Annotated in this window: 19 protein-coding genes and 1 pseudogene; 18 read left to right on the top strand and 2 right to left on the bottom strand. The window is 33.8% G+C overall.

The window, feature by feature from the left end:
• Window positions 1-304 precede the first annotated feature (304 nt).
• The 17 genes and pseudogenes from SB717_RS01085 to SB717_RS01005 form a co-directional block, all read left to right on the top strand.
• Window positions 305-901 carry a class I SAM-dependent methyltransferase gene (locus SB717_RS01085; RefSeq protein WP_410903022.1) on the top strand — a complete coding sequence of 199 codons (597 nt, stop codon included), beginning with the start codon at window positions 305-307 and terminating at the stop codon, window positions 899-901.
• A 303-nt stretch (window positions 902-1,204) separates the two neighbouring features.
• On the top strand, window positions 1,205-1,420 hold the full coding sequence (locus SB717_RS01080; RefSeq protein ID WP_098621360.1) for a DUF6366 family protein: 216 nt from the start codon (window positions 1,205-1,207) through the stop codon (window positions 1,418-1,420).
• Window positions 1,421-1,810: 390 nt separating this feature from the next.
• Window positions 1,811-2,482 carry an HAD family hydrolase gene (locus SB717_RS01075; RefSeq protein WP_410903021.1) on the top strand — a complete coding sequence of 224 codons (672 nt, stop codon included), beginning with the start codon at window positions 1,811-1,813 and terminating at the stop codon, window positions 2,480-2,482.
• A gap of 797 nt (window positions 2,483-3,279) precedes the next feature.
• On the top strand, window positions 3,280-5,793 hold the full coding sequence (locus tag SB717_RS01070; protein WP_410903020.1) for a PEP/pyruvate-binding domain-containing protein: 2,514 nt from the start codon (window positions 3,280-3,282) through the stop codon (window positions 5,791-5,793).
• 92 nt (window positions 5,794-5,885) lie between these two features.
• Complete coding sequence (locus tag SB717_RS01065) at window positions 5,886-6,470, top strand: TetR/AcrR family transcriptional regulator (RefSeq protein WP_074678085.1); 585 nt, start codon at window positions 5,886-5,888, stop codon at window positions 6,468-6,470.
• A 16-nt stretch (window positions 6,471-6,486) separates the two neighbouring features.
• Window positions 6,487-7,833 (top strand): MFS transporter, encoded by a 1,347-nt coding sequence (locus SB717_RS01060; protein WP_410903019.1) that lies wholly within the window; start codon window positions 6,487-6,489, stop codon window positions 7,831-7,833.
• 297 nt (window positions 7,834-8,130) lie between these two features.
• Window positions 8,131-8,982, top strand: coding sequence for a transketolase (locus tag SB717_RS01055; protein WP_051463703.1), 852 nt, complete (start codon window positions 8,131-8,133; stop codon window positions 8,980-8,982).
• On the top strand, window positions 8,982-9,935 hold the full coding sequence (locus tag SB717_RS01050; protein ID WP_410903018.1) for a transketolase family protein: 954 nt from the start codon (window positions 8,982-8,984) through the stop codon (window positions 9,933-9,935). The genes SB717_RS01055 and SB717_RS01050 overlap by 1 nt, the downstream gene beginning before the upstream one ends.
• 43 nt (window positions 9,936-9,978) lie before the next feature.
• A complete protein-coding gene (locus tag SB717_RS01045) occupies window positions 9,979-10,737 on the top strand; it encodes an SDR family NAD(P)-dependent oxidoreductase (RefSeq protein ID WP_098621353.1) in 759 nt (252 codons plus the stop codon).
• A 208-nt stretch (window positions 10,738-10,945) separates the two neighbouring features.
• Window positions 10,946-11,656, top strand: coding sequence for a FadR/GntR family transcriptional regulator (locus tag SB717_RS01040; RefSeq protein WP_025749192.1), 711 nt, complete (start codon window positions 10,946-10,948; stop codon window positions 11,654-11,656).
• A gap of 707 nt (window positions 11,657-12,363) precedes the next feature.
• Complete coding sequence (locus tag SB717_RS01035; protein WP_410903017.1) at window positions 12,364-13,695, top strand: MFS transporter; 1,332 nt, start codon at window positions 12,364-12,366, stop codon at window positions 13,693-13,695.
• A gap of 108 nt (window positions 13,696-13,803) precedes the next feature.
• Window positions 13,804-14,760 (top strand): 6-phosphofructokinase, encoded by a 957-nt coding sequence (gene pfkA, locus SB717_RS01030; RefSeq protein ID WP_410903016.1) that lies wholly within the window; start codon window positions 13,804-13,806, stop codon window positions 14,758-14,760.
• Between the two features lie 89 nt (window positions 14,761-14,849).
• Window positions 14,850-14,984: a GapA-binding peptide SR1P gene (locus SB717_RS01025; protein ID WP_107917869.1), complete on the top strand. Its 135-nt coding sequence runs from the start codon at window positions 14,850-14,852 to the stop codon at window positions 14,982-14,984.
• A gap of 75 nt (window positions 14,985-15,059) precedes the next feature.
• Window positions 15,060-15,524, top strand: coding sequence for a ribose 5-phosphate isomerase B (gene rpiB, locus SB717_RS01020; protein WP_098621352.1), 465 nt, complete (start codon window positions 15,060-15,062; stop codon window positions 15,522-15,524).
• Between the two features lie 293 nt (window positions 15,525-15,817).
• Window positions 15,818-16,255, top strand: coding sequence for an NUDIX hydrolase (locus tag SB717_RS01015; RefSeq protein WP_410903015.1), 438 nt, complete (start codon window positions 15,818-15,820; stop codon window positions 16,253-16,255).
• Between the two features lie 94 nt (window positions 16,256-16,349).
• Window positions 16,350-16,733: a YkvA family protein gene (locus SB717_RS01010; protein ID WP_074678069.1), complete on the top strand. Its 384-nt coding sequence runs from the start codon at window positions 16,350-16,352 to the stop codon at window positions 16,731-16,733.
• 133 nt (window positions 16,734-16,866) lie between these two features.
• Window positions 16,867-17,205: pseudogene (locus SB717_RS01005) on the top strand (hypothetical protein); the annotation flags it as partial.
• Window positions 17,206-17,410: 205 nt separating this feature from the next.
• Here SB717_RS01005 and SB717_RS01000 read toward each other — a convergent pair.
• A complete protein-coding gene (locus tag SB717_RS01000; RefSeq protein WP_410903014.1) occupies window positions 17,411-17,887 on the bottom strand; it encodes a DUF2062 domain-containing protein in 477 nt (158 codons plus the stop codon).
• A gap of 315 nt (window positions 17,888-18,202) precedes the next feature.
• On the opposite strand from SB717_RS01000, the gene SB717_RS00995 reads away from it, so the two are divergent.
• The gene (locus tag SB717_RS00995) at window positions 18,203-19,114 is read left to right on the top strand and encodes a C40 family peptidase (protein WP_410903013.1); all 912 of its coding nucleotides are present in this window, start codon (window positions 18,203-18,205) and stop codon (window positions 19,112-19,114) included.
• Window positions 19,115-19,562: 448 nt separating this feature from the next.
• Here the strand turns inward: SB717_RS00995 and SB717_RS00990 are convergent, their stop codons facing one another.
• Window positions 19,563-20,297: an NADPH-dependent F420 reductase gene (locus SB717_RS00990; protein WP_410903012.1), complete on the bottom strand. Its 735-nt coding sequence runs from the start codon at window positions 20,295-20,297 to the stop codon at window positions 19,563-19,565.
• Window positions 20,298-20,338: the final 41 nt, after the last annotated feature.

Here is a 20,338-nt window from a genome sequence, read left to right as displayed (position 1 = left end):
TTAATATCTCTAGTTTTATGTTTAATAATATGGTTTAAGGAAAGGGAACGTCTTTTTCTATTTTTGGCTGTAGTTTCAATCCTCCAACTTACGTTTACTGTCTTTATTTATCTTTTGCCAGAAGCAGGAACTAAGCCATTAATTTATGAAAAAGTAATCACAAAAGAAGATGTTTTACATAAATAAGCTTACACAAAAAATGTTTTAAAAAAGATAGTATCATCTTACTTTTTTTATTTTGGACTATAATGAGTCTTATATAGCTTTAACGTTTCATAAATAGAACTAAGAAAGTGAGAAGAACATGGAAAATAGTGTTTTTGAAAAGATTGCAAAAAGATATGATTCAGAAGAACGAATTGAATTGGCTAAAATTATCGTGAAGGAAGTCAGGAAAGAATTATCCAAAAATGAATCAAAATCTTTAATAGACTATGGGAGCGGTACAGGCTTAGTTAGCTTAGAATTATCGGATGTAGTTGACTCTATTTTGTTGGTTGATTCATCTGAACAAATGTTGGAAGTGGCGAAAGCTAAGATTTCTCACAAAGGACTTACGAATTCCAAAATACTTTGTTCAGATTTCACTCAAGAAACTCCTGAACTTAAGGCAGATATAATTTTAATGTCATTAGTCCTTCTTCATGTCCCAGATACTAAAAAAATCTTACAAGAATTATTTAATATTTTAAATGATAACGGAAAGCTGATTATTGTTGATTTTGATAAAAACCATAGTGTCAATCATCCGAAAGTTCACAACGGCTTTGCACATAACGAACTGACAAAAATACTAGATGAAATTGGGTTTAAATCAATAAAAATAAAGACCTTCCATCATGGTCATAAGATTTTTATGAATCAAGATGCCTCTATGTTTATGTCTAGCAGTATAAAGTGAGTCTTCAATATAGGCGTCTGTAGTTTTAGAAAATTTACGATTGGATGAAGGGTTTAACAATTTAAAGAATAAAAGCATTTCTGGGATTACGTTGTTTATAATCAAAGTTCCGTTAAAACTAATGTATGTGCTAGTTCAATAAACCGTAAAAAGGATCTTCCACTGAAGGTTCTTTTTTACTTTTATTTAACACTCAGTATGTTAAATAAAAGCTTATATCATATATAAGAATAAAATTATTATGGTTTTTATTACCATTAAAACCATAATATGTTATACTATTTTAAAAATGGTGGTGTGAAAATGAGCGGAAATAACGAAGCGCCTGAAAGAAGAAGAGAGAGGCTAAAACAAGAAGAAATAAAAAGAAATCCAGCGGGAAATGTTAATGATGCATTTAATAGAAGTGAAACCGGAAACCTATCTGGTTTAGCAGGTAGCTTAAGTTGGAAGGGTCTAGGTGTACTTATTGCTGTAATAATTATAGGTTTTATTGTTGCGTCCCTATTCTTAAAATAATATGAGGTTTATAAATTAAGAGTAATGGAGGAGTCATTTTGAAAAAATATATAGTGTTTACTGGCAGTTTTATAGTATTACTGTTTGCTTTTCAAATTGTTTCTGGACTATTTCTTACATTTACATATGTACCTGATCTTTCACAGCCTTTTAGTAACTCAACGGTCAGTGTTTTTTCTTTTAATTATCCATTTTTAAGTTCGATTATAGCGGCTACCTTTTCATTTATTATTTCAAACAAAGTATGTAAAGTTAAAAAGAGCACCTATAAATGATTAGGTGCTTTTTTGTGCTAAGAACATGCATTATGGTTTTTAATAACTGTAGTTTCCTTTTTATGGTATTATATATAAATACATATTTAATACTGCCGAAAGAGGGAGATACTTAATGTTGCAATCACTAATCTTTGATATGGATGGAACGCTGTTTCAAACAGATAAAATTTTAGAGTTATCACTTGATGATACCTTTAACCATTTGCGTACACTTAACCAATGGGACGCTAGTACTCCTATTGATAAGTATCGTGAAATCATGGGTGTACCTTTACCCAAAGTATGGGAAGCTTTATTACCTACTCATTCGTATGAAATCAGAAAGTATACGGATGACTATTTTTTGAAAAGCTTAGTTGCAAACATAAAAAAAGGGAAAGGTGCTTTATATCCCAATGTAAAAGAGGTCTTTAGCTATTTAAAAGAAAATAATTGTTCCATTTACATAGCAAGTAACGGTTTAAAAGAGTATTTAGAAGCAATTGTAGATCATTACGATTTGAATAATTGGGTGACAGAAACATTTAGTATTCAACAAATCCAAACCCTCGATAAAAGAGAGTTAGTCAAAACGATTATAAAAAAATATGATATCAAATACGCTGCAGTAGTAGGAGACCGCCTATCTGATATCAATGCTGCAAAGGATAATGGTTTAATGGCAGTGGGGTGTAATTTTGATTTTGCTCAAGAAGCTGAGCTTGCACAGGCGGATATGGTAATAGATGATTTGAAGGAGTTAAAAACTATTGTATCTAACATAAATAGTAGCTTGTCAATCTAATAGACCGATCTTTGGACATAACTATTATAGATGGTTAATGTCTCAATTTTATTAAGAAAATCAATTTTTTATATGCTATGTAAAAGGATAAGTCTTTAAAGGCCTATCCTTTTAATTTACCTTACAGTATTAGAATCCACTTGATTTTGAATATTCACTGCAATTTTTGCTTCGTCAATGAATTCACATATATAAAGATCTCAATCTATTGAAGCTGAAACATAACTAATGAGTGGCTCCCCTACAACTCTCCAATGTTTACATAATCTTTTCTTGTCATTAATAAAGAATTTACAATACTGAGCTATGCTTAGGTTAAGATTTCCAAAATAGTTTTATATTAAAAATAATTCTATGAGAAAGGAGATTTTTAATCATGACTTCGCATATGACTCGTAAATCTGATAGTGCTCACTTATATATTAGAGGATATAAAATAAAATTGACACTCAGCCAGTGGAAGCTTGTAAGCACTCCGAGATAATGGTTAACACAACTATAAAAAGAGAAAAACCTCCATCTTAATTTAGATGGGGTTTTTTGCATTTCTTTTATTAACCTTTTAATTAGTTAGCTATTTAGACTTTATAATAAAAAAGACTAATAAAAGTTAAAAAATGGAATAAAAAAGAGGAATATTATTTAAGTGAAATTAAAATAAAGCACAACTAAATATGCATTTTTTAAATGTTTTACCACTTTTTATTGACCATAAAAATTTAAAAGAATTAAAATAAATATAAAGTAAGTAGTTACTTACATTTTAAAATAGTTTTGTGGGAGGATGAATATTTTTAATGTATAGTTTAAGTTTTCAGAAGGTCGACGAGGCGAATGAACGAGTTGGAGCAAAAGCTTTAAACCTTATAAAAATGAAAAAAGAAAATTTACCAATTCCAGATGGCTTTGTTATTCAAACCGAAGCTTTAAAGCGATATATCGAATGGAATGGGATTGATCGTCACACGGATAATATACACGAGAGAATTTTGCACGGGGAAATTCCTATTGAAATTGAATCGGATCTTATAGAGGCATTTATAAATCTAAAAAACTCTTATATGTCAGTAGCTGTTCGGTCATCATCCAGTGCTGAAGATTTAGAAGGTGCATCTTTTGCTGGCCAGTATGAAACCTATCTTAATGTGAAAAGTATCGAGGTTTTTTTGAGTAAAGTGAAAGCGTGCTGGGCCTCATTTTTCACTGAAAGAGTCGAACAATATACTCAAAATATGTATGCCGATTTTGATGAAATTTCAATGGCAGTTGTTGTTCAAGGATTAATTGAGTCCGAAGTATCGGGAGTCATCTTCAGCCAAAACCCCGTTACTCATAATACAAAAGAAATGATGATTAATGCCAGCTATGGACTAGGAGAAGCAATCGTATCAGGCTTAGTAACACCTGATGTTTACCTGATTAATAAACAAACCTTTGAGATAGAGAAAGAAAAAGGGCTAAAGGAAGTAAAAATACTTCCACTTGATGAAGGTGTTGAAGAAATCGAAACAACGGAAGATGAGCAGCAAAAATTTTGTTTAACAGACGAAAAAATCATTGAGCTAGCGGAAATAACAAAAGAAGTAGAAGCTCTTTACCAACATTCCGTAGACATAGAGTTTGGTATTCAAGACAATCAAGTATATCTATTACAGGCAAGAGCAATTACAACATTAGCAGAAGATAATAAATTAACTCCTTTCCAAAAAGATATATCTTTAAGTTTCGAGGATATGGAAGAGTTTTGGATTTTAAATGACACAAGTTTTTCTCATGCTGTTAGTCCTTTGTACGCTTCATTTATTATTCCGGCATTTTCTGAAGGAACAGCTGCTAGTTTTCAAAAGTTAAAGTTTATGTTTAATAGACTTAATTTAAAGCTTTATAAAGGTCATATCTATACAAAAACGGAGCTTTTTAAAGGAGATTCTCATAAAAGATTCCAAGAAAATAAAGAATTGATGGAAAGTATTTATCCAATCTTAACAAAAAGAATGAATCAAATTATCGATGAACACTTCCTACCTTACTATAGCAAGTTAGATAGCTTTACCGGGGAGAGTCTCAGCCTTCAGAGAGGAAAGGAGATTCTTCAAAGTTTGACTGATTTTTATAAAACGGCATATGATCTGCATTTTGATATTGTTATGCCTCAAATGTCTTTAAATACTACAGTTGAAGAATCCTATAAAAACCTTACAAATAAAAAATCAGGACATGATGTTTATGAGCTATTGACCGGGAAAATGAACAAATCGTTAGAAACGGATCAACAGCTTTCTAGACTTGCTTTAACAGTTAAAAGCGATAGGGAACTTACTGAAATCTTTCAAGAAGAATGCACAGAAACTTTATTAAAGAAATTAGAGGGAAATAAAGCAGCAAAAAGCTTTATGGCTGAAGTAGATACTTTTCTAAAACAGTATGGATACCGAAACGTTGTAAGTCACGATTTTGTAGGAGAAACTTGGCTAGAGAACCCTCTTCACGCATTGTCTATTATTCAAGGATATGTTAATGACGGTTACAACTTTGATGAGAATTTTAAACAGACGGTCAAGAAACGTGAACAGAACTATAATGAATTGCTGGAACAGATAGCGGATAGCAAATACAAAGAAGAGTTTAAAAAATACTATCAGTGGGCATTAGATGCATCCGTTATAAGAGATGACCATCATTTTTATATCGATGCAATGTTGGATGCAAAAGCTCGTTTATTCCTACTCAAGCTAGGTGATTTACTAGTTAATCATCATGCTCTTCTAGTGAAAGAAGATATTTTCTTTTTATATCTTGATGAGCTAGAGTCTCTTTTAGAAAATCCAGTAGATGTGACAGAACTAGTTGAGAAACGTAAAAAAGAACACGCAGAACATGAGCAAATGCCTAATTTACCTAGATACTTCGGCGTCCCTGAACCAGCTCAGCTGAAAGAAGCTGAGAAATATATGGGAGCTATTGAGGAAAATGACGCTAACAGCGAACATTCTATTAAAGGATTAGCCTCTTCCTCGGGAACATATACCGGAAAAGTAAAAGTCATTTCAAATACGAAGGAATTTTCCAAGCTGGAAAAAGGTGATGTTTTAGTATGTAAAACCACTACTCCACTTTGGACTACTTTATTTCCGACTGCAGGGGCTGTTATTACTGACGCTGGAGGTATTCTTTCTCATTCGGCAATAATTGCACGTGAATATGAAATTCCTGCAGTGGTTGGTACGAAAATAAGTACAGATAAGCTAAAGGATGGCGATATGGTTATGGTCGATGGTACGAATGGAATTGTCACGCTTTTAAATGAATAAATAATTCTCTTCGCTTCCATTTGACAACAGCTCTTTTTCCTTTATATACTGCCTAATGGAAAGTAAATACTTACATTCAGGAAGCATAAAGGATGATTAACATGAAAAAAGATGAAACAAAAAAGAAGATAACAAAAGCTACAATAGAACTGCTTAAAGAAAAAGGCTACAAAGGTACTACCACTAGAGAAATTGCAGAACAAGCTGGCGTGAATGAATTAACTGTTTTTCGCCACTTTGGCAATAAAGAAGGCATTATTCAAGCTATTGTCAAAACAACAAGCTTTTCGCTTGAAATTTTCGATAAATCAATTGAATGGGAGCTTGAAAAAGATTTGACGAATTTCGGTTACCTGTTACTAAAAGACTTTGATAATAACCGAGACATGATTTCCATTGCTTTAAAAGATCCTTTAATTTTCTCACAGGCGCACGAAGAAATTTTGAAAAAAATTAATGATACGAAAGAAATACTAAAAGAATACTTTGAAGAAATGCAAAAGAAAGGATATATCAAAGAATTAGATTGCTGCACACAAGCAGAGATTTTCCTAAGTACGTACTGGGGATATTTTATGTATAAACTGAATTTTGGAGACAAAGCCTTACATGCAGATTATCAAGGTATGATAACAAACAGTATAAACACGTTTATAAAAGGAATTTCTCTTCACTAAAAGGAGGCAATAATGTTTGGGTAAACATAAAGAGCTTATCTTGGTTATTTCATTACTAATTGGGACATTTCTTGTACCAATTAATTCGACCATGATTGCCGTTGCTCTATCAACCATATCAGCTCATTTTAATGAACCACTTGCAAATATTTCGTGGGTAGTAACGATTTATTTAATTGTAATGGCTGTTACTCAGCCTATCGCTGGAAAGCTAGGAGATTTGTACGGAAACAGAAATATCTATTTATGGGGCGTAGTGTTCTTTCTTATAGCATCTTTAGGCTGTATATTTTCAACTAATCTCATTTCCCTTATTATCTTTCGATCACTGCAGGCAGTAGGAGGAGCTTTACTTACTCCAAACACGATAGCAATCATCAGGTATGTGGTACCAAAAGAACGGCTCCCTAAAGTTTTAGGTATATTTGGAATGGGGATGGGCTTGGGTGCTGCAATTGGACCTTTATTAGGGTCTTTCCTGCTGGAAAACTTCAATTTAGAAGCTATATTCTGGGTCAACGTTCCTTTTCTTTTCTTAGCTTTAATCAGTGGAATAGTTATGATTCCTAAATTTAATGTTAAAAAGCAAACAAGTACTTTAGATATTCAAGGTTCTATCTATTTAGCAATTAGCATTTCTTTATTGATCTTATTAACACACGGTATGGAATTTACTAAGGCTTTAATAATGGGAATAATATTTATTCTATCTATAATCTTGTTTATTAAAAGAGAAAATACGGCAGAAAACCCGATTATCGATTTTTCTTTATTTAAAAATTCCACTTTTACAAGCGCTAATTTATCTATTATGCTTAGCAATTTTGTTATGTATGTGATTTTGTTAATTATGCCTCTGTTAATGAAGTCTCAATTTCATTTATCTACAGCGCAAACAGGGCTTGTTTTATCAGTTTTTTCGATTTCAATGTCTTTAAGCGGCTGGATAGGAGGATTATTAAACAATAAGTTTAGTTCTAAAAAAGTGATTGGATTTTCTTTTGCTATGATTATTGTCTCTAATATTCTTTTTTTATCTTTAGAGAACGTTGGATCTATTTTTTTTCTTATAGCGGCTTTAATTATTGGAGGTTTTTCTACAGGAATAGGTTTAACAAGCATGCAGGTTGCCTCGCTGGACTCCGTAAGTAAAGAGCAATCTGGTACAGCCTCTGGCATTTATTCAACGTTTCGTTATTTCGGAAGTATTATTTCGTCCACGCTTATTGCTCTCGTTACAAGCTATAACTACATCTTTATTATTTTAGGATTATCAGGGATAGTAGGTTCACTAGTAGCTAGAAGCATTAAATCTAGTAGCCAAGATGTAATAAGCAGCAATAATTCCAGTGCAAAAGCATAGTTGTTTTTTGATAAAGCTGTTGGTTATATCTACAATTTACCAATCAATCAATAAAAAAAGTACTGCTTCTAAAATAGGAGCAGTACTTTTTTTGCTTAAAAACCTTAGTAAAAACAACACACGAATTTACAAAGTGACGTGTTTTAAATAAAAAAATTCTAATAATTCAATCTTGTTATTGACGAACTCTCATTTCAGATGTACACTTAAGTCATAAAGCTACTTAGTATACAAGTTACCTAAGTGTACTAAATTATATGTTAATGGATATATCATTTAGAAAACAGCAAGTCATAAATTAATGAGGTGACTAAAATGAAAGAAATTAGTATTGAAGAATTAAAAGAAAAAGCCATTCAATTAAGAAAAACAGCACTTACAATGATTTATGGAGCACAATCTGGCCATCCAGGTGGTTCACTTTCTGCAGCTGATATTATGGCAGCGCTTTATTTCAAAGAAATGAATGTTGATCCGCACAACCCTAACTGGGAAGATCGTGATAGATTTGTACTTTCTAAAGGTCACGTTTGTCCCATTCAATATTCCGCTTTAGCTTTACGAGGATTCGTTCCCTATGAAACGATATACACGTTAAGAGAATACGGTTCTCCTTTTCAAGGACATCCAGATATGAAAAAGTGTAAAGGTATTGATATTTCAACAGGCTCACTAGGACAAGGACTTTCTTGTGGCGTAGGTATGGCAATCGCAGGGAAACGAGATTTTAAAGATTATAGAGTTTTTTCTTTAGTAGGAGACGGAGAATGTCAAGAAGGACAAATTTGGGAAGCTGCTCAAACGGCAGTTAAGTACCAATTAGATAATTTAATTGTATTTGTAGATAATAACAGACTTCAAATCGATGGATTTTGTGATGAAATTATGCCATTACAAGATTTAGAGAAAAAATTTGATGCGTTTGGTTTTGAAACAAAGCGAATTAATGGACACTCAATGGAAGAGATCGTAGAAACATTGGATGAAGTAAGAGTAGCGAAGAATGGAAGACCAAAATGTATCATCTGTGACACGGTAAAAGGTAAAGGCGTTTCGTTCATGGAGGATGTGGCTGATTGGCACGGGGTTGCTCCTAATGAAGAACAATATCATCAAGCAATGGAAGAAGTAGCAGGAGGTTTAAGATAATGAGCATACTAGAAAAAGATCTTACAGTAAAAAAAGCTACGAGAGAAGCCTTTGGAGATGAAATCGTAAAATTAGGGAAAGAAAATAAAAATATTTATGTCATTGATGTAGATATTGCAAAGTCTTGTAAAACTGTAAACTTTATCAAACAATTACCCGACCAGCATATTAATGTCGGTATTGCAGAGCAAAATGCAGCTGGGTTAGCAGCTGGACTTGCTACGACTGGTAAAATTCCTTTTGTAAGCACTTACGCGGTTTTTGGTTCATTAAGAATGCTTGAACAAATTAGACAAGAAGTCTGCTATCCTAACTTAAATGTAAAGATTGCTTGTTCACACGGCGGTTTAACGCCAGCTAATGATGGCGGAAGTCATCAAGCTATAGAAGATATGGGTGTATTAAGATCGGTTCCAAATATGACCGTCATTATGGGAGCTGACTATTACTCTACTAGAAAGCTAGTAGAACAAGCTGCTAAAGTGTACGGACCTGTATATCTTCGTTTTACTCGCGATACGGTTCCAATGATTTACGATGAAAATGAAGAGTTTACAATTGGAAAAGCGAAGAAAATTAAAAATGGAAGCGATATCGCTATTATTGCCAACGGTGATACAGTACGACTCGCTTTAGAAGCAACGAAAGAATTAGAGAAACAAGGTATATCTGTGAAATTACTAGACATGCATACGATTAAGCCTTTAGATCGAGAAGCAGTGGTTGACTGCTTAAATATTGGAAAAATCATTACGGTTGAAGATCACAATATTCTAAATGGCCTTGGCAGTGCCGTATGTGAAGTAGTTGCGGAAGAAGGAAAAGGTACAGTTCGAAGAATTGGTGTACAGGATCAATTTGGACAATCTGCGCCTTATGAAAAACTATTAGAGTTAAATGGAATTACCGTAGAAAATATTATCAAAACAGCTAAAGAACTGATTTTAGACTAACTATATTAAATAGAAGAAGCTAACAAGATGGGGGAAATATAATATGTTTGATTTAAAAGAGAGAGTAGCAATAATTACTGGTAGCGGTTCTAAAAAAGGAATTGGACGTACAATCGCCCTGACACTTGCAGAGCAAGGAGCAGCTGTTGTTATAGCAGATATCAATTTTGATGGCGTGCAGGATACCGTAAATGAAATAAAAGAAGCGGGCGGCAAAGCCCTAGGAATAGAGTTAAATGTAACAAGTAAAGATTCTTGCGATGCGATGGTTAGAAAAACACTTGAAGAATTCGGCAGAATTGATATTTTAATTAATAATGCAGGAATTTCTCAAAAAGTTACAGTTCAAGATATGACGCTCGAAGACATTACAAAAGTGTTTAACGTCAATATGTTTGGATTGTTTCTATGTACGCAAGCAGTATTAGAAACAATGAAAGATCAAAAGTATGGTCGAATTATAAGCCTGTCTTCTGTTTCGGCTAAAAGAGGTGGAGGAGTTTTTGGAGGACCGCACTACTCGGCATCTAAGGCCGCAGTACTAGGTTTTTCAAAGAACTTAGCGCGCGAGGTAGCCTTAGATGGCATTACGGTTAACTGTGTAGCTCCTGGACTCGTTAATACAGAAATTTGGAAGTCTCTTCCTGAAGAAGATGCAAAGTCTGTGATTAATAGTATTCCTATGGGTAGACCGGGTGAAGTGAAAGAAATCGCAGCTACAATTGCCTTTTTAGCTTCAAAAGAAGCTTCTTATATTACAGGAGAAGAAATTGATATAAACGGTGGCTCACATATGGATTAATATTCAGGTTCGTTATACAGGCATGCCATTATGGTATGCCTGTATAGCTGTTTATTAATAAAATCAATAGTAAAATGGGAAACTGACTACATAAATAAGGATTTTTTTGCTAGAAGATGCTAGGCTTGTTGCCCCTAAAAATAGAACAGTATATAATAATTATGTCTACTTAATTATGAATAAAATGAGCTAATAATTATAGAGAGAAGTGATTTCCATTAGTTTTAATCCAGTTTCCAATAATAAATTATATATTCAAATTTATAATCAAATTCTTTCTGAAATTCAATCTGGAGCGTTTCAAGTAGGAGATAAACTCCCTGCTGAAAGGGAGCTGTGTGAACAATTTGGTGTAAGCCGAGTGCCTGTTAGACAAGCCCTTAGCGCCCTAGAATTGAACGGTTTTATTTATTCTCGTCAAGGAGAAGGTGTATATGTTAAAGAGTTTCAAACAGAAGCTGAAAATTCTCAATCAACACTTTTAACGGAATCTACCTCCCCTGAAGACATTGTGGAAGCAAGAATGAACATAGAGCCTCTTATTGTACGTTTTGCAGCTTTGAGAGCTACAGAAGAAGATATTAAGGACCTGCGTGCAACAATTGACAAGATGGAGGAAGAAACGAACGCAGGCGTGTATGTACCAGAAACAGATGAAGCCCTACATAATGGTATAGCAAAGGCTTCTCATAATGATTTATTTATTAGTATTATGGCAGCTATTAGCAATGCGATGAAACAGCAGGAAATGTGGAAATTTATAAGAGATCGAACCGTCACGAGACCTGACTACCGAGAAGTTAATTTTAATGAGCATAAATTACTTATTAATGCAATTGAACAACATAACGAAGAAGAAGCTGTGAGAATTATGAATTTCCACATGCGAAACTTGTATGATCGCTATTGGAAAGCTTAATTCCAACTGATTTTCTATTAAAAGCATATCAAATATTAAGTTAAAAGGCAGCTGAAGTGTAGCTGCCTTTTTGGCGTTTAAAAAACGGCATAAAGCAAGCACTTTTCTATAATCCCAAATTACGCATTTTTCTCTTCATTCATAAAAATTCAGAAAATATTTAATCTAATAATTATATTGACAATTGGTAGGTATGTAAGTACACTGTTTATATAAGGTAACTTAGTATACAAGTAGCTAAATCTATAAAACGGAGGTAATGTGAATCTTAAAATTCATTATTCTTTACAGCTCGATATTTTTTTAGAGAGATTAAGAGAAGGGTTCGAAAATGTAAGCGTTTTTTACCGTCAATGTGGAGTACAAATACAAATGCTTTGGATTATTAGGATAGAAAGTAGAAAGTAGAAAGTAGATTTATAGTGTTTTCATATCGCTAGTAAGGTTTTGGTGTATGACATTTTCTAATAGTTCTTACTTTTTTAAATGATAAATAATACACGGGATACTTCGCTTTTTCATTTTTTATATTTCCATATGAAAGGGATTACAGAAGTAGGGACTAGATTTACTTAGACTTAGAAATAGATCAATCATCTTTTATGTAAACTTTTAATTCTTTCTGTCAATTAGCCTAGAGCAAACACTCAGGTCAAAGACCGAAGAGTATGAAGAGTAGAAGGATGGTAACCCAGGGAGGAATTATTTTGGATCCAATTAACTTAGAACGTTCAACTACTAAAAAAGTAACGTTAAGGCTCATTCCATTTCTATTTTTATGTTTTACCATATCGATACTTGATCGAGTAAATATTGGGTTTGCTGCATTACAAATGAATGAAGATTTAGGTTTTTCTAATGCTGTTTTTGGATTAGGGGCAGGGATTTTCTTCCTTGGCTATTTCCTCTTAGAAGTACCTGGAAGTGCTATGATGACGAAAGTCGGAGCTAGAAGATGGATTAGTAGAATCATGATTACATGGGCAGTAATTGCTATTTTAATGGCTTTTATCCAAACACCATGGCAGTTTTATACAGCAAGATTTCTTTTAGGAGTTGCCGAAGCTAGCTTTTATCCTTGTATGGTCTTTTATCTAAGTGGTTTTTATCAAACAAAACATCATGCAAAAGCAATTGCTGGATTTATGATTGCAATCCCTGGTGCTAATGCAATAGGATCTCCTCTTTCTACTTATTTATTAGGTATTGACTGGTTAAACATGGCTGGATGGCAATGGCTTTTCATTTTGGAAGCGATTCCAGCTTTAATCTTAGGTGTGATATGTTTCTTCTATCTTGACGATAAGCTTGAGGATGTAAAATGGCTGACTAACGAGGAGAAGAAATGGCTAATCGACGTTACGACAAAAGAAAAGTTAGAAAAACAGGAAGCCAAACACTATACATTCGCTCAGGCCTTAAAAGATCGTGACGTATTAACCTTATCTTTAGGATACTTTTTCTGGATGGTTGGCTACTATGGCATCGTCATGTTTTTACCGACAATTTCAGAAGGGTTATCTAAAACGACTTCTCTTAGTACGCATGCGATGGGGTGGATTTTAGGGTTAATGTATGTTTGCGCAATGGCAACCATGATGTTGGTTAGTAACCACTCTGACAAGAAAAATGAAAGACGCTTTCACGTCGTTGCTTGTTTAGTAACAAGTGGCGTGGCATTAATTATCAGTAGCTACGTTGCAAATATGAACATTGTTTTATCATTTGTATTCTTAACGATCAGTCTTTGCGGAGCGTTCGGAGCATATTCTCCGTTTTGGGCAATTCCACCGTCTTTCTTAACGGAAGCTGCTGCTGCAGGTGCGATTGCTCTTATCAATAGTATTGGTAACCTGGGTGGGTTCTTTGGACCTTACATCGTGGGATACATTAAAGATCTAACAGGATCTTTTAATTCTAGTATGACATTTCTAGGTATTAGCATGTTCGTAGCGTCCTTTATCGTAGCTTTTTTATTAAAACAATCAGGAAGAGCTATTAAAAAAAATACAGTCGATCGATTAGAAAAAACTAGTTGATTCTTGTTGGAAAGAAAAATTGTGCTACTGGGAGAGGCTGACAACTGGTTTTTAGCAGCTGTCAGCCAACTTTCTTAGATGGACAAGAATAAGCAGGGGTGTATGGCAATGATGAAGCTAGGAGTTTTAACAAGTGGCGGAGACGCTCCAGGAATGAATGCTGCTATTAGAGCAGTAGTAAAAACAGCTAACTATCATAACATAGAGGTAATGGGAATTGAGGGTGGTTACCAAGGTTTAATAGAAGGTAAACTTCATAGATTAACCTGTACGGATGTAGACTACATTGCGGATAAAGGCGGGACATTTTTAAAAACCTCCCGCTGCGCAGAATTTATGAAAGAGTCGGGCAGAATAAAAGCCTTAAGTGTATTAAAGAATTATGGAATTAATCATTTAGTGGTAATCGGCGGTGAAGGCTCTTTTAAAGGAACACAAAAATTACATCAATTAGGTGTAAATGTCATTGGTATACCGGCAACAATTGATAATGATTTATCTTACACAGATTATTCAATTGGATTTGATACTACATTAAATACGATATTAGAATGCCTCGGTAAAATTAAGGATACAGATTTATCTCATGACAAGACTACTATTGTAGAAGTTATGGGAAGATATTGCGGAGATTTAGCCCTGTACTCTGCTTTAGCAGGCGCAGGGGAAATTATCTCCACACCTGAGAGAAAATTAAGTTTTGAAGAGATATGTTCCAAACTGAACGAGAAAATGAAAAGCGGCAAAAAAGATAACCTAATCCTGATTACTGAAAAAATGTACGATATTCAAGACCTGCAAAAATATGTCGAGGATCAATTAGATATTAGCGTCAGGACAAGTATATTGGGTTTCATTCAAAGAGGAGGACAGCCGTCCGCATTTGATCGCATATTAGCAAGTAAAATGGGAATCACAGCAGTAGAATTATTACTCAAAGGGTATTCTGGCAGAGCTGTAGGAATCAAAGAAAATGACTTAATCAATGTAGATATTGAAAAAGTTCATTCGAAGTTATCTAGTAACGATGATAAATACAGCTTACTGGATACCATTCTAGCTTAAGGATATCTTTTCTAACATACAATGAGTGATCTCTAAAAAAATGTATTTGAATACAAACGAATTTTTCTAATAAAAAGGAGGAAATAAACATGAATAAGCAGGTTAATGTAAAGCAGGGAACTATCGTTTGTCAAGTATGTGGGAAAGTTATTGAAAATGTAGACAACTCTGAAGGAGTTAAAACATGGTACGGGAAGTGTTCTGAGGATTGTTCTAGGAAATAACGTATCGGGAAAAATAGACTTCAAAAATCATTAGAATTTTAATTAAGACTATAGCTAAACAAGGAGAGTATTCTTATGAAAGTCATAATTGCTTCAGATCATGGTGGGATAAACATTCGTAAAGAGATTATAAATCTATTAGATGAAATGTCCATAATATATGAAGATCTAGGCTGTGAATGCAGTAGCTCAGTCGATTATCCGGACTATGCGATTCCAGTTGCCCAAAGAGTAGCAAATGGAGAAGCCGATTTTGGAATTTTAATCTGCGGTACGGGAATTGGCATGAGTATTGCTGCGAACAAAGTAAAAGGAATTCGTTGCGCACTCGTTCATGATGTTTTTTCAGCTAAAATGACGCGTGAACACAACGACACGAACATTTTAGCTATGGGGGAACGAGTAATTGGGCCAGGTTTAGCCCGCGAAATTGTGAAGACTTGGTTAACAACCCAGTTTGTTGGGGGCCGTCATGAATATCGCATTGGTAAAATTACGGAATACGAAAATGTATCAGAACCTTCTCTTGAAAGAAAATAAAACCAGAAAAGGCAAGAATCAATTTGATTCTTGCCTTTTCCTATTATTTCACTTACTGATATGATGATTATAGGTCCTATCAGAATAGCAAAACTAACCGTTCCAATTCCCATACCAGTTAACCTTCCGTAAAAGCAGCTTATTATGACAAGACTGAGACTAATTATTTTTGTAAATAAAATAGATGCAATAAAATATGCCTGATTTATTCTTGGGAGTTAAAGAAGTTTGTTTGCTGATGAAGAAATCTGTACGGTTAGTATCTATATATAGGAATATAGGAGGAAGCGAATATGCAGGAGAAAACGATGATAACAAAAGTTATGGCTTACATAACTAGATTCAATGAGCCCTATACAGAGTTACTAGTTTGCGAACACAAAGATTATCCAGAAGCAGGAGTTCAAGTTCCAGCCGGTACTGTAGAAGAAGGAGAAACAATTGAAGAAGCTTTATATAGAGAGGTCAAAGAAGAGTCTGGGTTAATGGATTTTTTATCGGTGAACAAAATAAAAACATACGTCTATCATCATGAAAGTAAAAGTCAGTATCATGAACGACATATTTTTCATTTAGAAGTTCAAGAAGAAACGGCAGAACAGTGGGAATATAAGGTGAATTCTGAAGGGAAAGATGCAGGATTAATCTTTTTCTATTATTGGGTTCCTGTTGGAGCTGTTCCTAAACTAGCTGCAAATCAAGATGACTGCATTAATCAGTTATTCGTATAGTTTTGAATTTACTCATAAAAGAAACATGCAGTTAAACAAAAAATAAAACCGATTTTCACATTATATTAAACCGTCCATAAGGAGAATAGGAAACATGCTTAATCAATTAAAGCTGTGGGCTAAAAAGTTAAAAAAGCAGCTATTTATCTTATACTTAGCTTATAAAGATGAACGAGTATCTTGGTATACCAAATTATTTACTGCTTGTGTTGTTGCATATGCCTTCAGTCCAATCGACTTAATTCCTGATTTTATACCGGTTTTAGGCTATATTGACGATATAATCATTGTTCCTTTAGGGATTATGATTGCTTTGAAGATGCTGCCTAAAAATGTAATAGAGGACTGCACAATAAAAGCAGAAGAGCTCATTCAAAATGAAAAACCTAAAAACTGGGTTGCAGGTTCAATTATTATCATAGTATGGCTACTTATTTTTATGTGGAGCTGTTTTATTGTTTTTAAGTTTTTAAACTGAATGTACTCTTACAAAGAAAAAAATATATTAGGTTTACTATGGATCGTTATGATACAAAATGGTAAATGATATATATAATTGAAAGGAGTTCATTAGAACACATGCAGCAAATTGATATTCAAGAAAAAAAGATATATATAAGGAAGCTAAACAATCTCTAGAGAGTTTATTTAGATACCAGGAAAACGTGAATGCGAAAAAAGACAGCCTGTTATTGCTGATTTTGACTCTTTATTCCGTAGTAGGTCAAATGCTTGGAATGGGGCTTGTAGTAAATGATTTTATCGGAAGAATCAAATGGAGAAATATAGTTGCGTACAATCCTGTAGAATACTTTGCATTAATACTAGCAGTTAGCGGGGTCATCATCTCTCTGATACTAGGTATACAAAGTTTGTACCGATGGATAATTGATCAAAGAAATCGAAAAAAATGGGTGAAACAGACTGTATTATCTTCAACAAAGGAGTGAGAGCAGATCCTTATTTCCTCTATATGCATCTTAAAGCAGAAACAAAGGTTGTATCTTAGCCCATAGTTGGTAACCACAGGTATCAATTATGGGCTAATTTATCTCTATGCCTTTTTAAAAAATGTTCAGCTATATCGTTTTACAATTAAAAATAAATGTTGAAATTGAGCTAATAATCCGTTTTTTTAGTGTGTTTTTTTACTGTCTATTTCTTATAGATGTAGTGTAAGAGGAAGCCTCTGTACTGATTTATAATATAGTAGCTAGCAATATAGAGTATACTTCCAAACAAAAAGCTATTAAGAAACATTCCCGTTAAAAAATTCTTTCCTACTTTCGCTCCTAGTTCTAGTCGATTATCCAAATTTTCATCTGCACTTTGAAGTAAAGTTTGATCAAAATCAAGTGGAAATATATATCCTCCAACTACTGTATTCAAATAAAACATCAACGGAAAAGCCCACATAAAAAACATTCCACCAACCAGTCCTGCTATGCTGTTTCCTTTACATAATTTAGCTAAACCTACGGATATTATAAGGCCAAATCCAAAGGTAGGAACAAAGTTCACAACAGAACCTAGACTAAAACCTAGCGCAACTTTATGTGAATGATCTTTTAATCGTAATAGTTTAATAAGTAAGTATTTAAACCGGCGTTTCAAAACCACTATTTTGTTCACATTATTCCTCCTATCTCTTTACGCTTGTATCCTATTTTTTCTTTTTATGGTTACAACCATAAAAAGGTGTTTTATTGTATGAAAGATTTAGGGGTATATACGTAAAAAGAAGAGTAAGATTAAAGAAGAGTAACTTTAACCATTATAAGTATATTTATACTTTATATAACAAAACAAATAATTACCTCCTAATAAATCAAGTGTTTTTTTAAAATATCACAAAAAATTCACAAATAGGTTGTTTCTTTTCTATTTCTCCCTGCTAAAATTTTATAGTCAAGAACAAGAAAAATATAACATCGGGGGATATACTTAGTGAAAAAGATAATTTCTTCATTAGCTTTATGCTCATCATTGATTGTTTTACCAACAATAAGCCATGCAGCTTTAGGAGACAAGCTATTAAAAGAAGGTATGACAGATCCAGACGTAAAAGAATTACAGGATGTTTTAAGACAGAAGGGCATATTTTCAGCTACTTCGACTGGCTATTTTGGTTCAATTACAAAAGATTCAGTTCTAAGCTTTCAGCGTTCTCATAGTTTAACCGCTGATGGAATTGTGGGGCCCAATACATATCAATCGTTAATAGCTAATTCAACAAGTGCGGTTACAAGCAGTACGCTTCTAAAATATGGAATGACTAGTAATGAAGTTGAAAAAGTACAGCAGCTGTTAAAGGAAAAAGATTACTTTAACGCCACACCAACAGGCTATTTTGGCACAATTACCCAAACTGCCGTTATGAATTTCCAGCGGGATCAGGGCTTAGCTGTGGATGGAATAGTAGGGCCGGCTACTTTAAATGCCTTAAATAACGCATCTACGAGCACCGCTGGTTCTTCAACTGTTAATAGTTCAACGCAAGCGACAGCTAGTGATATTGTTGCTTATTCTAAAAAATTTATAGGGGTGCCATATGTTTGGGGAGGCACGTCTCCAAACGGTTTTGATTGCAGTGGTTTCATTTATTACGTATTTAAAAATGGAGGTGGAGTAACTGTACCGCGAACAGTAGCTACCTTGTATCAGTCAGGAAAAAGTACATCTACTCCGAATATTGGAGATATCGTATTCTTCGATACTACTGGAGGTCCTTCACATGCTGGAATTTATATTGGAAACGGCCAGTTTATTCATGCTGGAAGTTCAACGGGTGTAACTATTGCATCGTTAAGCAATTCTTACTGGGCACCTCGTTATTTAGGAAGTAAATCTATCCTCTAATAGATTACTAGTAAAGAACACAGCAATTGAAACTAAGCAGCAGCTTTATTCTTATTTATGTAAATAAGGTAAAAAGTCCTGATATATAGTCAGGACTTTTTACTTTAGCAATGAGCAGCGGTCTTAAATGCATAACTAAAAATTACAACCCTAACTCAGAAATGAGTAGGGTTGTAATTTTTAGTTTTCTAGTTTCCATAAGTTTGATTATAGGAAGTAGACTTTTCAATCTATTACTTTGCTAAAATTGTTCATAAAACTATATACATTTTAAAGAACGTTCGTAAATTCTTTTTGGATTTAAACGAACGTCGAAAATAATAAATTTTTTATACAAACTCATCGTCCGCAAAAGTATACTTTTACGGACAAGGTATTTGATTGTGTTTCAAAATATTAAAGGAATATAGTCAAAAAAGGTGCGCTCTACCTGAGCGCACCTTTTGTTTTATAAATTATATATTTCTCTGTTTAGACTCACAACATCCTTATGTGAGAAGTCAACTTCCTTTTCTTCCGCAAATTTTTCTATTACTTTGTCGCGAAGTAATGGTGCTTTTTCTTTGTTTGCCTTTTTCAACGCTTTCGTGAGTTCATCTTTTGTTAGCTCTGTGCAGTAAGCAGGAGTTCCTGGCTGTTGTCTCCAGGAGTCACTTAAAGAACCACTGTCTATTGCTTCGAATCCTAGCTCGTATACTATGCCCATGACTACTTGTTTTTGAGCTGGATCATTACCAGCAACTGCCATTGCAATTCGTCCACTAGAATCTTCGCATGTTCCTTCATTTTCTAAAGTATAGGCTAATAAGTTGTTGAAAGCTTTAATGACAGGTCTACCTAATTGATTTGAAACCCAAACACTTTCAACCATTCCGTTCTCGATTTCTTCAATCTTACCGTCTCTAAAAGGATAGTAATTTGAAGTATCTACAATGATTACTTCCTCCCCGACTTGATTGATAATGTTCCGAATGCTTGGTATTGCTTTTGTAGGAAGAGATATTATAAGAACTTCAATATCTTTAATTGCATTTTCTACAGGCACTGGTGTTCCAGCAATATCATTTCCTTCTAAATGTTCCATTCCTCTTGCATCAGCAATTTTGACATCCTGGCCATTCTCAACTAATTTTTTAGAAATAATTGATCCAATTGATCCGGCACCTATAATTCCAAATCTCATTATGATTCCTCCTCAAGAATTTGTATATAAAAGAATTATTC

This window comes from Priestia sp. SIMBA_032 (assembly GCF_046535215.1).
Classification (GTDB): Bacteria; Bacillota; Bacilli; order Bacillales; family Bacillaceae_H; genus Priestia; species Priestia aryabhattai.
The sequence above is the reverse complement of the archived record's forward strand: the minus strand, read 5'-3'. Positions and strand labels throughout refer to the sequence as shown.